The organism is Microbacterium sp. M1A1_1b (assembly GCF_053345565.1).
Genome location: NZ_JBKFAJ010000005.1, coordinates 225,345 through 239,678, shown reverse-complemented (window position 1 = coordinate 239,678; position 14,334 = coordinate 225,345). Strand labels below are relative to the sequence as shown.

Sequence of the window (14,334 nt, the reverse complement as noted above, 5' to 3'; positions counted from 1 at the left end):
GCCCGTGTGACGGGTACCGGGGGCACGGTGATCGGGTGGGTCAGGACGCCGCGACGGCGTCCCGGTAGTGGGCCAGCACCTGGGGGTGCGGGTCCGCGGCGACGGTCGTCGTCTGCAGCAACCACGTCGGCAGGGTGCCGGTGAGTGCCCACGCGGCCTGTCGGGCAGCGCCGGCGGCGACGTACTCGCCCGGTTCGGGCAGGTGCACGTCGCGACCGAACACCTGCGCGGCGATCGTCCGCACGGCCTGGTTGCGTGCGGCACCGCCGATCAGCAGCAGGCGCTCCACGGTGACACCGGCGTCCTCGACGGCAGCGAGTCCGTCGGCCAGTGCACAGAGCATGCCCTCGAATGCCGCTCGGGCCAGGTGGGCCCGGTCGGTCGTCGTCGGGGTCATCCCCAGCAGGGACGCGGTGGCGTCCGGGCGGTTCGGCGTGCGTTCGCCGACGAAGTACGGCACCAGGACGAGTCCGTCGGCACCGGCCGGCGCGCCCAGTGCGAGCTCGCCGAGCTCGCCGTGGTCGACGCCGAGCAGGCCACCGATCACCTCGAGCACGCGGGCCGCGTTGAGCGTCGTGACGATCGGGAGGCGCGCCCCCGTCGCGTCGGCGAAGCCCGCCACGGTCCCGCTCGGGTCCGCGAGCGCGGCGTCGGTCACGCCGAAGACCGTCCCGCTGGTCCCGAGGGACACTGCGACGTCGCCCGGGCCGAGGCCCAGGCCGAGCGCCGCGCCGGCGTTGTCGCCGGTGCCGGCGCCGACGACCAGGCCGTGGTGTGCGACCCCGCCCCCGGCGAGCGGCACGTCGGTGTCGAGCGTGGCCATCGGCTGGTCGGCGGCGACGACCCGGGGGACGACGACACCGTCCGTGGCACCGTCACCCGCGACGCGCATCGGGCGACCGAGTGCCAGCGTGAACAGCTCCGGGTCGTACTCCCGACGAGCGGGGTCCCAGTACGCGGTGCCGCTGGCGTCCGACGCATCGGTCGCCAGGGCGTCGAGATCGGGGCCGAGCGGGCTGACGTCCGCGGGCCCGTGTCCGCGCAGCCGCCACGACAGCCAGTCGTGGGGGAGTGCGACCGCGGCCACGCGGTCGGCGTTCGCCGGCTCGGCGTCGCGGAGCCACCGCAGCTTGGTACCGGTGAACGAGGCCACCGGGACCAGTCCCGTGCGGGCGACCCAGGCCTCCCGGCCGAGTTCGTCGACCATCTGCGCTGCCGCGTCGGCGCTGCGGACGTCGTTCCACAGCAGCGCGTCGCGGACCACGCAGCCCTCGGCGTCCAGGGCGACCATGCCGTGCTGCTGTCCGGCGATCGCCACGGCGGCGACGTCGTCGAGCCCGCCGGCGTCCGCGATCGCGGCGCCGAGCGCGGTCCACCAGTGCTCCGGGTCGACCGAGGTGCCGTCCGGGTGCGACGCGCGGCCCTCGCGGACGACGGCACCGGTGCGGGCGTCACGGATGGTGACCTTGCAGGACTGGGTCGAGGAGTCGACCCCGGCGACGAGCGTGCCGTCGCCTGGGTCGACCGCGCCCGGTCGGATGTCCGACATCAGTTCCGCGCGCCCATGAGGTGCTCGACGGCCAGCTGCTGCAGGCGGACGAAGCCGAAGCCCTTGGCGCCGAAGTAGGCGTCGGCGTCGAAGTCCTCGAACGCGCTGCGGTCGGCGAGCACGTCGTCGTAGGTCTCACCCGGGTTGAGCGTCGGGGTGCTCAGCTCGTCGACCTTGGACGCGGCGAGTGCGGCCTGCACCTCGGGGTCGGCGCGGAAGGCCTGCGCACGCTCCTTGAGCAGCAGGTACATGCGCATGTTCGCCGCGGCGGAGTCCCAGACGCCGGAGATGTCCTCGGTGCGGCTCGGCTTGTAGTCGAAGTGGCGGGGGCCGTCGTACGCGACACCGCCCTGGGGAGCACCGTGCTCGAGCAGGTCGACGAGCGAGAACGCGTTCTGCAGGTCGCCGTGACCGAACACCAGGTCCTGGTCGTACTTGATGCCGCGCTGGCCGTTCAGGTCGATGTGGAAGAGCTTGCCCTGGTACAGCGCCTGGGCGATGCCGGCCGTGAAGTTCAGGCCCGCCATCTGCTCGTGGCCGACCTCGGGGTTCACGCCGAACAGCTCCGGACGCTCGAGCGTGTCGATGAACGCGATCGCGTGGCCGAGGGTCGGCAGCAGGATGTCGCCGCGGGGCTCGTTCGGCTTCGGCTCGATCGCGAACCGGATGTCGTAGCCCTTGTCGGTGACGTACTGCGCGAGCAGGTCGACGGACTCCTTGTAGCGGGAGAGCGCGGCCTGCACGTCCTTGGCGGAGTCGTACTCGGCGCCCTCGCGGCCACCCCACATCACGAAGGTCTTCGCGCCGAGCTCGGCGGCCAGGTCGACGTTGCGCAGCACCTTGCGGAGCGCGAAGCGGCGGACCTGGCGGTCGTTCGAGGTGAAGCCGCCGTCCTTGAAGACCGGGGCGGAGAACAGGTTCGTCGTGACCATCGGCACGATGATGCCGGTCGACTCGAGCGCGCCCTTGAGGCGGTCGATCTGGGTCTGGCGCTCGGCGTCGGTCGAGCCGAACGCGAACAGGTCGTCGTCGTGGAAGGTCAGGCCGTAGGCGCCGAGCTCGTCGAGCTTCTCGACTGCCTCGACCACGTCGAGCTGGGGGCGGGTGGGTCCGCCGAAGGGGTCCGAGCCGTTGTAACCGATGGTCCAGAGACCGAAGGAGAACTTGTCTGCACGGGTGGGCGTCGCTGCCATGGGGGTCACCGTTCGTCGTCGAAACAAAATGTTGCCGCGCCCAACATAAGCGGTAGTGTTGACTCTGGCAAGGACGTGATCGCAAGGGAGCGAACGGATGGCACGCAGACCCCTCCGGGTGGCGATGATCGGGCACGGCTTCATGGGAGCCGCGCACTCACAGGCATGGCGGACGGCGCCCAGGTTCTTCGACCTCGACGCCGAACCCGAGATGAGCGTGGTCGTCGGACGTGACCCCGACCGGACCGAAGCGGCTCGTGTGCAGTACGGCTGGCAGCGTGCGTCGACCGACTGGCGCGCCGTGGTCGCCGACCCGGACATCGACGTCGTCGACGTGGTGTCGCCCGGGTCCTCCCACGTCGAGGTCGCCGTCGCCGCACTGCAGGCCGGCAAGCACGTGCTGTGCGAGAAGCCGCTCGCCAACACCGTGGCCGAGGCCGAGGCGATGGTCGACGCCGCCCGCGCAGCACGCGAACACGGTGTCCGCGCCATGGTCGGGTTCAGCTACCGCCGCGTGCCCGCCATCGCGTTCGCGCGCCAGCTGGTGCAGGACGGCAGGATCGGGACCGTCCGGCAGGTCCGCGCGCTGTACCTGCAGGACTGGCTGACCGACGAGGAGGGCCCGATGACGTGGCGCCTCGACAAGTCGCTCGCCGGCTCCGGCTCGCTCGGTGACATCGGCGCGCACGCGATCGACATGGCCGAGTTCGTCACCGGCGCACAGCTCGCCAGCGTCTCCGGCACGCTCGAGACCTTCGTGCGCGAACGCCCGCTGCTGGGCGAGGGCGTCGGGCTGTCCGGCACGGCGTCGAGCGAACGGGGCCAGGTCACGGTCGACGACGCCGCGTTCTTCCTCGGCCGGCTCAGCGGCGGCGCTGCCGACGGCGCGATCGGCACCTTCGAGGCCACTCGCTACGCGACCGGCCGGAAGAACGGGCTGACGCTCGAGGTCTCCGGCTCGACGGGCGCGATCCAGTTCGACCTCGAGTCCATGAACGAACTCCGCCTGTACGAGTCCTCCGCCCCCGCCGGCGAGCAGGGCTTCCGGCGCATCCTGGTCACCGAACCCGAGCACCCCTACATGGCGGCGTGGTGGCCGACCGGGCACCTGATCGGGTACGAGCACACGTTCAGCCACCAGGTGAAGGACTTCGTCGACGCGATCACCGCCGGCACCGACCCGTCCCCGTCGTTCGAGGACGGCCTGCACGTGCAGCGCGTGCTCGACGCCGTCGAACGCAGCGCCGCCGACGGCAGCAGCTGGACGCCCACCACCACCGGATCGGATGCCGCATGAGCCCCCAGCGCCAGGCCCTCGTCGTGCGCGGCGGCTGGGACGGCCACCAGCCGGTCGAGACCACCGACGCCTTCCTGCCCTTCCTGCGCGAGAACGACTTCGACGTCCGGGTGTCCGACTCCACCGCGGTCTACGCCGACGCATCCGTCATGGACTCCGTCGACCTGATCGTGCAGGTCGTCACCATGTCGACGATCGCCGACGACGAGTTCGCCGGGCTGCAGCGGGCCGTGCTCGGCGGTGCCGGACTCGCCGGCTGGCACGGCGGCATCGCGGACGCCTTCCGGAACACCGCCGACTACCTGCACATGGTCGGGGGACAGTTCGCCCACCACGCCGCCAAGCCGCCGGCAGAACGCAGCGGCGAGCAGTCCGACAACTACATCCCGTACACGGTGCACATCACCGACCTCGGCCGGTCGCACCCGATCACCCAGGGGATCGAGGACTTCGACCTGGTCACCGAGCAGTACTGGGTGCTCAGCGACGAGTACAACGACGTGCTGGCCACCACCACGCAGGATGCCCGCGACTTCGACGCCTGGAACCGCCCGGTCACCGCACCCGCGATCTGGACCCGGCAGTGGGGACAGGGTCGCGTGTTCGTCTCGGCACCCGGGCACCGGCTCGAGGTCGTCGAGTCGCAACCGCTCCGCACCGTCATCGAACGGGGGCTCCTGTGGGCAGCCCGATGAGAGTCGGCATGGTCGGCGTCGGGAACATCAGCCGCCAGTACCTCGAGCACCTGCCGTCCCTGCCGAACCTGCGCCTGACCGCGGTCGCCGACCTGGACACCGAGCGCGCCGCAGCCGTGGCGACCGAGCAGGGCGTGCTGGCCCTCAGCGTCGACGAGCTGCTCGCGCACGACGAGGTCGACGTCGTCCTCAACCTGACGATCCCCGCAGCGCACGCCGACGTCGCCACCCGGGCGCTCGCCGCGGGCAAGCACGTCTACGGCGAGAAGCCCCTGGCGACCAGCACCGCCGAGGCCGCTCCCGTGCTCGAACACGCCCGTGCCGCCGGCCTGCGCGTCGGCAGCGCACCCGACACCGTGCTCGGCACCGGCATCCAGACCGCCCGAGCAGCGCTCGACGACGGCGCGATCGGCCAGCCCGTCGGTGCAGCGGTGTCCTGGAGTGCCCCCGGGCACGAGCTCTGGCACCCGGCGCCGGCGTTCTACTACCAGCCGGGCGGCGGACCGCTGCTCGACATGGGGCCGTACTACCTGACCAGCCTGGTGTCGTTCTTCGGCCCCGTCGTGCGGGTCAGCGGCAGTGCCACCCGGTCCGCCCGCCAGCGCACCGTCGCGACCGGCCCCGCTGCCGGCACCCCGATCCCGGTGGACATCGACACCCACGTGGTCGCGATCCTCGAGCACGAGAACGGCGTCGTCTCGACGGTCACCGTCTCGTTCGAGGTCTGGGCCACCCGGTCGCCGCTGTTCGAGGTGTACGGCACCGCCGGCACCCTGGCCGTGCCCGACCCGAACGCGTTCTCGGAGACCGCGGCCATCGCGACCGCCGACGACCGCACCTGGCACGACCTGCCGGTCCGCGCGGGGTACGCCGACGCGGGCCGCGGGTACGGGCTCGCCGACATGGCGCACGCCATCGACACCGACCGCCCCCACCGGGCGTCCGGGGAACTGGCGTACCACGTGCTCGAGGTGATGGAAGCGGTCGGCACCGCCGCTCGCGAGCACACGGTCGTGCCCGTGACGTCGCGGGTCGAGCGACCCGCGACGGTCCCGTTCGACGCACGACCCGACACCTGGTGACCCACGCGACGGAAGGAAGCACCATGACGGACGCACCACGAGCCTCCGGTCCGGCGACGACGCCGACCAGGCCCGTCACCCTGTTCACCGGCCAGTGGGCCGACCTGCCCTTCACCGAGGTGGCCCGACTCGCCGGCGAGTGGGGCTACGACGGGCTGGAGATCGCCTGCTGGGGTGACCACCTGGACGTCCGTCGTGCTGCGACGGACCCAGAGTACGTCGCCGACCGCAAGCGGATCCTGGCCGACAACGGCCTGCAGGTCTGGACCATCGCGAACCACCTGGTCGGACAGGCGGTGTGCGACGACCCGATCGACCAGCGGCACGAGGACATCGTCCCGCCGCACGTGTGGGGCGACGGCGACCCCGAGGGCGTCCGCCAGCGCGCCGCCGAAGAACTGCAGTGGACCGCCCGGGCGGCTGCCGCGATGGGCGTCGACACCGTGACCGGGTTCTCGGGCTCGTCGATCTGGAAGACCGTCGCGGGGTTCCCGCCGGTGCCGCCGTCGATGATCGACGCCGGGTACCAGGACTTCCACGACCGCTGGTCACCGATCCTCGACGTGTTCGAAGAGGTCGGGGTGCGCTTCGCGCTCGAGGTGCACCCGTCCGAGATCGCGTACGACTACTGGACGGCCAAGCGCACGCTCGAGGTGTTCGCCGACCGGCCGGCGTTCGGGTTCAACTTCGACCCGTCGCACTTCGTCTGGCAGGACCTCGACCCCGCCGCGTTCCTGCTCGACTTCGCCGACCGGGTGTACCACGTGCACTGCAAGGAGTCGGTCAAGCAGCTCGACGGTCGCAACGGCCGACTGTCCTCGCACCTGCCGTGGGGCGACCCCCGGCGCGGGTGGGACTTCGTGACCGCCGGCCACGGCGACGTGCCCTGGGAGCGCGTGTTCCGCGTGCTGAACCACATCGGGTACGCCGGGCCGACCAGTGTCGAGTGGGAGGACGCCGGCATGGACCGACTCGTCGGCGGGCCCGAGGCGCTGGCGTTCGTCCGGCGGCTCGGCACCATCGCGCCGCCCGAGGCCTCGTTCGACGCCGCGTTCTCGCGGTCGCGCTGAGCGGGATGGCGACGGCGACGGGCGGCGTGGGCGGCGCGCGCGGCGTGGGTGGCGCGGTTCCGCGCCGGAACACCGCGCGCGTACTCCGGCTCGTCCACCAGGAGGGCCCCGTCACGCGCGCCGAGGTCACCCGACGCACCGGCCTGAACCGCTCGACGACCCTGGCGCTCGTCGGCGAACTCGTGGCGCTCGGTCTGGTGCACGAGTCCGACGGCGGCGCACCCGGTACGGCGGCTGCCACCGCGGCCGGGGGCCGTGTCGCCGTCGGCGCAACCGCGTCCAGCGCCAGCGCCGGTGCCGGTGCCGGTGTCGGCGCCGGCGTCGGTGTCGGGCGGCCGAGCCCCGTCGTCCGTGCGTCGTCCGACGTGGTCGCGGTCGCCGTCACGGTCGAGATCGACGCGGTCACGGTCGCACTCGTCGGACTCGACGGCACCATCCGGCACCGTGTGACGTCCCCGACGACATCGCGCCCCACCGCACCCCAGGCCGTGGCCGCCGTCGCCACGATGCTCGACGACCTGGCCGACACCATGCGCCCCTTCCGGACGGTCGGCATCGGTGTCGCGATCCCCGGCACGGTCCGCGTCGAGGACGGCCTGGTCCGGTACGCCCCGCACCTCGGCTGGCGCGACGAGCCCTTCGCCGAGCCGCTCGCCGCTGCGACCGGCCGCCCGGTGCGCGTGGCGAACGACGCGAACCTCGGCGCCTTCGCCGAGCACCTGTACGGCAGCGGCCGAGGAGTTCGGGACCTCATCTACCTGAACGGTGGCGCGTCCGGCATCGGTGGCGGCGTCATCAGCGCCGGCCGGCCCCTGAGCGGCGCCGACGGGTACGCCGGCGAGCTCGGGCACACCTTCGTCGCCGACAACGGGATCCGCTGCCACTGCGGCGCCTTCGGGTGCCTGGAGACCGAGGCCTCGCGTGCCGACCTGGTCGCGGTCACCGGGGTCGCCGCGGACGACCTCCCCGCGTTGGGCCGGGCACTCGCCGCCGGCGGGCCCGAGGTGCAGGCGGTCGTCGACCGGCAGGTCGCGGCGCTCGCCACCGGACTGCGCAACGCGATCCACACCGTCAACCCCGAGGTCGTCGCGCTCGGCGGCTTCCTCGGCACCCTGCTCGGGCACGTCGGCGACCGCATCGTGGACGCCGTCCGCGCGCAGTCGATGGCCGCGATGGCCGACCGCGTCCGCATCGTCCCCACCGCGCTCGGCGCGGACGTGCTGCTGCGCGGCGCGGCCGAGATCGGCTTCCGCGACCTGCTCGACGACCCCACCCGCTCTGCCCTGCAACAGGAAGCGACCACACCATGAGCACCACCGCAACCGATTCCCAGAACGCCACCACCCAGCGCGTCAGCGTCCTGCTCGGACAGGACGACCTGACCATCGAGGACCGCCCCGTCCCCGCCGTCGACCCGGGCGACGTGCTAGTGCAGGTCGCCGCCGTCGGCGTGTGCGGTTCGGACGTGCACTACTTCCGGCACGGCCGCATCGGGGACTTCGTCGTCGAGCAGCCGCTCGTCCTTGGGCACGAGCTGTCCGGCACCGTCGTGGCCGTCGGCGACGGCGTCGACCCGTCCCGCGTGGGGGAGCGCGTCGCCATCGAGCCGCAGCGCCCCTGCCACCGCTGCGCCCAGTGCCTGGCCGGCCGCTACAACCTCTGCCCGCACATGCGCTTCTACGCGACACCGCCCGTCGACGGCGCGTTCGCCGAGTTCGTCACGATCGAGGCCGAGTTCGCGCACACGCTGCCCGATGCGGTGTCGTTCGAGGCCGGTGCGCTGCTCGAACCGCTGTCGGTCGGCATCGCCGCGGTCCGCAAGGCCGGCATCGTCCCCGGCTCGTCGGTGCTCATCGCCGGGGCTGGCCCGATCGGCATCATCTGCGCGCAGGCAGCGCGGGCGTTCGGCGCGACCCGCATCGTCATCAGCGACCTGGTCGCCGAACGCCGCGAGCGTGCCCTGTCCTTCGGTGCGACCGAGGTCGTCGACCCCACCGTCGTCGACGTCACCGCGGACATCACCCCCGTCGACGCGTTCATCGACGCCAGCGGAGCACCCCGCGCGGTGTCGGACGGCATCAAGGCGGTCGGCCCCGCCGGCGCGGCGGTCCTGGTCGGGCTCGGCAACTCCGAGATGACCCTGCCGGTCGAGCATGTCCAGAACCTCGAGGTCACCGTCACCGGCATCTTCCGGTACACGAACACGTGGCCGGTCGCGATCGAGCTCGTCGCGTCGGGGCAGGTCGACCTGGACTCGCTGGTCACCGGCCGGTTCGGGCTGGACGACGTGCGGCAGGCGCTCGAGAGCGACACCGACCCCGAGTCGCTGAAGTCCGTCGTGTACCCGGGCGGCGTCCCCGCCTGACCTGCGCGATGCGCGGCATCGCACCCCGCTGCACACATCGCGCCCCGTTCCGGCGTGGCGCGATGTGCGTGCAGGGGTGCGATCCGCCCGTCAGCGTGCCCCGGGGCGGACGGGAGGCTCGGCGCGGGTCCGGCACCGAGCCTCCAGTCGGTGCGTGCCCCGGAACGGGGGCCACCCCCGCGTCACCGGGACGCGCTACGGTTCGCGCATGACCGTCGCTCCGCCGCCGCAGCGCACCGATCGCCGAGCCCTCGTGTCCTGGGCGCTGTGGGACTGGGGCTCCGCGGCCTTCAACGCGGTCGTGACCACCTTCGTCTTCAGCACCTACCTGGCCAGCCGCGCCTTCGTCGACCCCGCGCTCGTCGCAGCCGAGGACACCTCCGCGGCCGCGAAGCAGGCCGTCGAACGGGAACTCGCGCACAACGCCGGGGTCGTCTCGACGGCACTGACCATCGCCGGCATCGTCGTCGCGTTGGTCGCCCCCGCGGTGGGTCGGCTCGCGGACTCGTCCGGACACCGTCGCCGCTCGGTGCTCGTCGCCACGATCGGCGTCGCCCTGTCGATCGGCGCGATGGTGTTCGTCGCCCCGAGCCAGCCGTTCCTGGTGCTGGGGGCAGCTCTGATCGGCATCGGGACCGCCGCGTACGAGATCGCCTGCGTCGGCTACAACGCGATGCTCGGGCAGGTGGCGGTCGGGCAGAAGACCGGCCGCGTGTCCGCGATCGGGTGGGCGGCGGGGTACTTCGGCGGCATCGTGCTGCTGGTCGTGCTGCTGGTGCTGTGCATCCAGGACTTCGGCGCCGGCGACACCGCGGGGTTGCTGAACCTGCCGGCCACCGTGGCGTCCGGGCAGTGGGACGTGCGGGTCGCGATCGGCATCGCCGCGATCTGGCTCGCCGTCAGCTCGATCCCGCTGTTCCTGGTCGTCCCCGAGGCACCGGCGGACCCCACGCGTCGTGGCTCCCTGTGGTCGGCCTACCGCGACCTCGGGCGGGACATCGCCCGGCTGTGGCGCGAGCGCCGGAACGTGCTGTCGTTCCTGGTCGCCAGTGCCGTGTTCCGCGACGGCGTCGGGGGCGTGTTCACGTTCGGCGGGATCATCGCCGCACAGGTCTTCGGCTTCAGCGCGTCCCAGGTCATCCTGTTCGCCATCGCCGCCAACATCGTCGCGGGCGTCGCGACCTTCGCCTCGGGCCGGCTCGACGACCGGTTCGGGTCCCGCGTGCTCATCATGGTCTCGCTCGTCGGACTGGCCGTGTGCGGTGCTGCGGTGTTCTTCGTCGGGTCGGCGCCGATCGGCTTCTGGGTGCTCGGGTTGGCGCTGTGCGCCTTCGTCGGGCCCGTGCAGTCGTCCTCGCGGGCGTACCTGAGCCGGCTGGCGACCCCGGGTCGCGAGGGTGAGCTGTTCGGCCTGTACGCCACGACCGGTCGCGCGGCGTCGTTCATCGCTCCCGCCATGTTCGGCATCGCGGTCACCCTCGGCGGGTCCACGCGCTTCGGCATCATCGGTGTCGTGGTGGTGCTCGTCGCGGGGCTGGTGCTGATGGCGTTCGTGCGGGACGAGGGCCGCGCGGCGCGCTGAAGTCCGCGCGGGCGGGTCTGCCGACCTGGAACGACACGTCCGCTGTCGTACGACGTCGCAGGTGTCGCGCGGCCGGTCGAGTGCCGCAGGTGCGACATGTGCGTTGTCGTACGACATCGGTGGTGTCGCGCGGGTGGTCGCCCGCCGTGGTTGCGGGGGTCCGCCGCGGCACCGCACGAGTCCGGCGTGCGTTGGTGCGCCGCAGTCGGGTGCGCCAGGATGGGGACATGACCGACCAGCGGATCGCCGTCGTCGTCCTCGCCGCCGGGCAGGGCACGCGCATGAAGTCCTCGACCCCGAAGGTGCTGCACCGGCTCGCCGGCCTGCCGCTCATCGCGCACGTGCTGCGGACGGCCGAGTCCCTCGAGCCCGCGCACATCGCCGTGGTGGTCCGCCACGAACGTGAGCGCGTCGCCGCCGAGGTCACCGAGCGGATGCCCGACGCCGTCGTCGTCGACCAGGACGAGGTCCCCGGCACCGGCCGCGCGGTCGAGGTCGCCGTCCAGGCCCTGCCCGCGGACTTCGACGGATCGGTCGTCGTGCTCTCCGGTGACGTCCCGCTCGTCGACCCGGCGTCCCTCCGTCGCCTGGTCCAGGCCCACACCACGGCGACGAACGCGGTCACCTTCCTCAGCGCGATCGCACCCGACCCGACCGGACTGGGCCGCATCCTGCGTGACGAGCACGGTGCGTTCGTGGGGGTCGTCGAGCACAAGGACGCCACCGACGAGCAGCGGACCATCACCGAGGCGAACGCGGGCATCTACGCCTTCGACGTGACCCACCTGCGTGCCGTGCTGCCGCAGCTGACGACCGCGAACGTGCAGGGCGAGAAGTACATCACCGACGCGCCGTCCCTCATCGCCGCACGCGGCGGGCGCATCGACGTGCTGCGCTTCGACGACCCGTGGCTGCTCGCCGGCATCAACGACCGCGCACAGCTCGCCGACGCCGCACGGGTGCTCAACGACCGCATCGTCCGGGCGCACCAGCTGGCGGGCGTGTCCGTGCAGGACCCGCGGTCGACGTGGATCGACCTCGACGTGACGATCGAGCCGGACGCCGAGATCCTCCCCGACACGCAGCTCATCGGGGCCACCGCCATCGCTGCGGGTGCCGTCGTCGGACCGGGGACGACCCTGCGCGACACCGAGGTCGGTGCCCGCGCCACGGTGAACCGCGTCGACGCCACGCTGGCGGTCATCGGCGACGACGCCTCGGTCGGGCCGTTCGCGTACCTGCGTCCGGGGACGGCGCTGGGCGACCACGGCAAGATCGGCACCTTCGTCGAGACCAAGAACGCCACGATCGGCCGCGGCAGCAAGGTGCCGCACCTGTCCTACATCGGCGACGCCGAGGTGGGCGAGGACTCGAACATCGGGGCGAACACCATCACCGCGAACTACGACGGTGTGCACAAGCACCGCACCGAGGTCGGCTCGCACGTCCGTACAGGCTCGCACAACGTCTTCGTCGCCCCCGTTAGGATTGGTGACGGGGCGTACACCGGTGCAGGCACGACGGTCCGCAAGGACGTGCCGGCCGGGTCGCTCGCGATCAGCTACGCCCCACAGCGCAACACCGACGACTGGGTCTCCGAACACCGACCCGGCACGCCGGCGGCCGAGGCGGCTCGGCGCGCGCACGGAGCATGACACCTTCTCGACGGCCACCGGTCGTCACACGGGGGCCCGGATCCGGGTCCCCGGCCACACGGCCCAGCTGGGCCAGGGAGTGAGTACGGCACTTGTCCGGAATCAAGATCACCGGCCAGAAACGACTCGTCCTCGTCTCCGGGCGAGCACACCCCGAGCTGTCGGAGCAGATCGCCGAGGAACTCGGCGTCGACCTCGTCCCGACGGATGCCCGAACGTTCGCGAACGGTGAGCTCTACGTCCGCTTCGACGAGTCGGTCCGCGGCTGCGACGCGTTCGTCATCCAGTCGCACACGTCGCCCATCAACGAGTGGCTGATGGAGCAGCTCATCATCGTCGACGCGCTCAAGCGTGCGTCGGCCAAGCGCATCACGGTCGTCGCGCCGTTCTACCCGTACGCGCGTCAGGACAAGAAGGGCCGTGGCCGCGAACCGATCTCGGCGCGTCTGGTCGCTGACCTGTTCAAGGCCGCCGGCGCCCACCGCATCATGAGCGTCGACCTGCACGCCGCGCAGATCCAGGGGTTCTTCGACGGGCCCGTCGACCACCTGTTCGCGATGCCGGTGCTGCTCGAGCACTTCAAGGCGATCCTCGACCCGTCGATGCTGACGGTCGTGTCGCCCGACATGGGCCGTGTCCGTGTGGCCGACATCTGGTCGGAGAAGCTGGGCGCACCGCTCGCCATCATCCACAAGCGTCGTGACCCCCTGGTCCCGAACCAGGTCACGGTGCACGAGATCGTCGGCGACGTCTCCGGGCGCTGGTGCCTGCTGGTCGACGACCTCATCGACACCGGCCGCACGATCGCCAAGGCGGCCGAAGCCCTCAAGGCCGCCGGGGCGATCGGTGTCGTCGTGGCCGCCACGCACGCGGTCTTCTCCGACCCCGCGACGGAACTGCTGCAGAGCGAGTTCATCGACCGCGTCGTCGTCACGGACACGCTGCCCGTGCCGCACGACAAGCGCTGGGAACGACTCGAGGTCCTGCCGATCGCCCCGCTGCTGGCCCGCGCGATCCACGAGGTCTTCGACGACGGCTCCGTGACCTCGATGTTCGACGGTGCAGCCTGACGCACCCCGCTCGCGCCGCCCTCGCCGCCCGACTCCGGGCGGCGGGCAGCGTGTTCGCCGAAGACGAGGCCGACCTGCTGCTCGATGCCGGTGACGGTGACCCGGTACGCCTGCGGTCCCTGGTGCAGCGGCGACTGCGCGGCGAACCGCTCGAGGTCGTGCTCGGCTGGGCGGCGTTCGACGGGCACCGCATCCGGGTGACACCGGGGGTCTTCGTGCCGCGTACCCGTACCACCGTCGTGGTCGAGCAGGCAGCGCGACTGCTGCACCGCTACGACCGGGTGGTGGACCTGTGCTGTGGTGCCGGGGCGATCGCGGTGGCACTGCTCGAGCGGGTGGGCGCACTCGACCTGGTCGCCAGCGACATCGACCCGGACGCCGTCGCCTTGGCGGCCGAGAACGTCGGCGATCGCGGGATCGTCGTCGCCGGCGACTTGTTCGCCCCGCTGCCGGCACGATTCCGCGGCGCGGTGGACGTCATCGCGGTGAACGCCCCGTACGTCCCGACCGATGCCGTCGCGACGATGCCGTCCGAGGCGCGCGACCACGAGCACCGGGTGGCGCTCGACGGCGGCGACGACGGGCTCGACCTGCACCGGCGCATCGCGCTCGGCGCAGGGGAGTGGCTGCGTCCGGGTGGCTCGGTCGTCATCGAGGTCTCCGATACGCAGGCCGACGCGTCAGCGGCGGCGTTCGGTGCGGCTGGGTTCCGGACGCGCGTCGAGCACGACGACGCCGTGGACGGCACGTGCGTGGTGGCGACGCTGCCCGTGTGA

The 14,334-nt window shown here is 72.2% G+C and carries 12 protein-coding genes; 10 read left to right on the top strand and 2 right to left on the bottom strand.

What is annotated here, in order from left to right; all coding sequences use genetic code 11:
- Nucleotides 1–40 precede the first annotated feature (40 nt).
- Both ACLBWP_RS13485 and xylA read right to left on the bottom strand, forming a co-directional pair.
- A complete protein-coding gene (locus tag ACLBWP_RS13485; protein WP_447655546.1) occupies nt 41–1,549 on the bottom strand; it encodes a xylulokinase in 1,509 nt (502 codons plus the stop codon).
- Complete coding sequence (xylA, locus tag ACLBWP_RS13480; RefSeq protein ID WP_243560996.1) at nt 1,549–2,742, bottom strand: xylose isomerase; 1,194 nt, start codon at nt 2,740–2,742, stop codon at nt 1,549–1,551. Before xylA ends, ACLBWP_RS13485 begins: the two co-directional genes overlap by 1 nt.
- Before the next feature lie 97 nt (nt 2,743–2,839).
- Here xylA and ACLBWP_RS13475 point away from each other — a divergent pair, with 97 nt between their 5' ends.
- The 10 genes from ACLBWP_RS13475 (at nt 2,840) to ACLBWP_RS13430 (ending at nt 14,334) form a co-directional block, all read left to right on the top strand.
- Complete coding sequence (locus ACLBWP_RS13475) at nt 2,840–4,039, top strand: Gfo/Idh/MocA family protein (protein WP_447655545.1); 1,200 nt, start codon at nt 2,840–2,842, stop codon at nt 4,037–4,039.
- On the top strand, nt 4,036–4,734 hold the full coding sequence (locus tag ACLBWP_RS13470) for a ThuA domain-containing protein (protein ID WP_447655544.1): 699 nt from the start codon (nt 4,036–4,038) through the stop codon (nt 4,732–4,734). Before ACLBWP_RS13475 ends, ACLBWP_RS13470 begins: the two co-directional genes overlap by 4 nt.
- Nucleotides 4,731–5,816 (top strand): Gfo/Idh/MocA family protein, encoded by a 1,086-nt coding sequence (locus ACLBWP_RS13465; RefSeq protein WP_447655543.1) that lies wholly within the window; start codon nt 4,731–4,733, stop codon nt 5,814–5,816. Before ACLBWP_RS13470 ends, ACLBWP_RS13465 begins: the two co-directional genes overlap by 4 nt.
- Before the next feature lie 23 nt (nt 5,817–5,839).
- Nucleotides 5,840–6,886 (top strand): sugar phosphate isomerase/epimerase family protein, encoded by a 1,047-nt coding sequence (locus ACLBWP_RS13460; RefSeq protein ID WP_243560992.1) that lies wholly within the window; start codon nt 5,840–5,842, stop codon nt 6,884–6,886.
- 5 nt (nt 6,887–6,891) lie between these two features.
- Complete coding sequence (locus ACLBWP_RS13455; protein WP_447655542.1) at nt 6,892–8,196, top strand: ROK family transcriptional regulator; 1,305 nt, start codon at nt 6,892–6,894, stop codon at nt 8,194–8,196.
- Complete coding sequence (locus ACLBWP_RS13450) at nt 8,193–9,251, top strand: NAD(P)-dependent alcohol dehydrogenase (protein WP_447655541.1); 1,059 nt, start codon at nt 8,193–8,195, stop codon at nt 9,249–9,251. Before ACLBWP_RS13455 ends, ACLBWP_RS13450 begins: the two co-directional genes overlap by 4 nt.
- Before the next feature lie 208 nt (nt 9,252–9,459).
- Entirely contained in the window at nt 9,460–10,833 is a 1,374-nt protein-coding gene (locus ACLBWP_RS13445) for an MFS transporter (protein ID WP_447655540.1), read from the top strand.
- 227 nt (nt 10,834–11,060) lie between these two features.
- Nucleotides 11,061–12,488: a bifunctional UDP-N-acetylglucosamine diphosphorylase/glucosamine-1-phosphate N-acetyltransferase GlmU gene (glmU, locus tag ACLBWP_RS13440; protein ID WP_243560988.1), complete on the top strand. Its 1,428-nt coding sequence runs from the start codon at nt 11,061–11,063 to the stop codon at nt 12,486–12,488.
- Nucleotides 12,489–12,580: 92 nt separating this feature from the next.
- On the top strand, nt 12,581–13,558 hold the full coding sequence (locus ACLBWP_RS13435) for a ribose-phosphate diphosphokinase (RefSeq protein WP_243560987.1): 978 nt from the start codon (nt 12,581–12,583) through the stop codon (nt 13,556–13,558).
- Nucleotides 13,555–14,334 carry a putative protein N(5)-glutamine methyltransferase gene (locus tag ACLBWP_RS13430; protein ID WP_447655635.1) on the top strand — a complete coding sequence of 260 codons (780 nt, stop codon included), beginning with the start codon at nt 13,555–13,557 and terminating at the stop codon, nt 14,332–14,334. Before ACLBWP_RS13435 ends, ACLBWP_RS13430 begins: the two co-directional genes overlap by 4 nt.

What these genes read in the sequence shown, in the direction of transcription:
- ACLBWP_RS13485 (WP_447655546.1), bottom strand. Translation starts at nt 1,549, where the DNA reads ATGTCGGACATCCGACCGGGCGCGGTCGACCCAGGCGACGGCACGCTC.
- xylA (WP_243560996.1), bottom strand. Translation starts at nt 2,742, where the DNA reads ATGGCAGCGACGCCCACCCGTGCAGACAAGTTCTCCTTCGGTCTCTGG.
- ACLBWP_RS13475 (WP_447655545.1), top strand. Translation starts at nt 2,840, where the DNA reads ATGGCACGCAGACCCCTCCGGGTGGCGATGATCGGGCACGGCTTCATG.
- ACLBWP_RS13470 (WP_447655544.1), top strand. Translation starts at nt 4,036, where the DNA reads ATGAGCCCCCAGCGCCAGGCCCTCGTCGTGCGCGGCGGCTGGGACGGC.
- ACLBWP_RS13465 (WP_447655543.1), top strand. Translation starts at nt 4,731, where the DNA reads ATGAGAGTCGGCATGGTCGGCGTCGGGAACATCAGCCGCCAGTACCTC.
- ACLBWP_RS13460 (WP_243560992.1), top strand. Translation starts at nt 5,840, where the DNA reads ATGACGGACGCACCACGAGCCTCCGGTCCGGCGACGACGCCGACCAGG.
- ACLBWP_RS13455 (WP_447655542.1), top strand. Translation starts at nt 6,892, where the DNA reads ATGGCGACGGCGACGGGCGGCGTGGGCGGCGCGCGCGGCGTGGGTGGC.
- ACLBWP_RS13450 (WP_447655541.1), top strand. Translation starts at nt 8,193, where the DNA reads ATGAGCACCACCGCAACCGATTCCCAGAACGCCACCACCCAGCGCGTC.
- ACLBWP_RS13445 (WP_447655540.1), top strand. Translation starts at nt 9,460, where the DNA reads ATGACCGTCGCTCCGCCGCCGCAGCGCACCGATCGCCGAGCCCTCGTG.
- glmU (WP_243560988.1), top strand. Translation starts at nt 11,061, where the DNA reads ATGACCGACCAGCGGATCGCCGTCGTCGTCCTCGCCGCCGGGCAGGGC.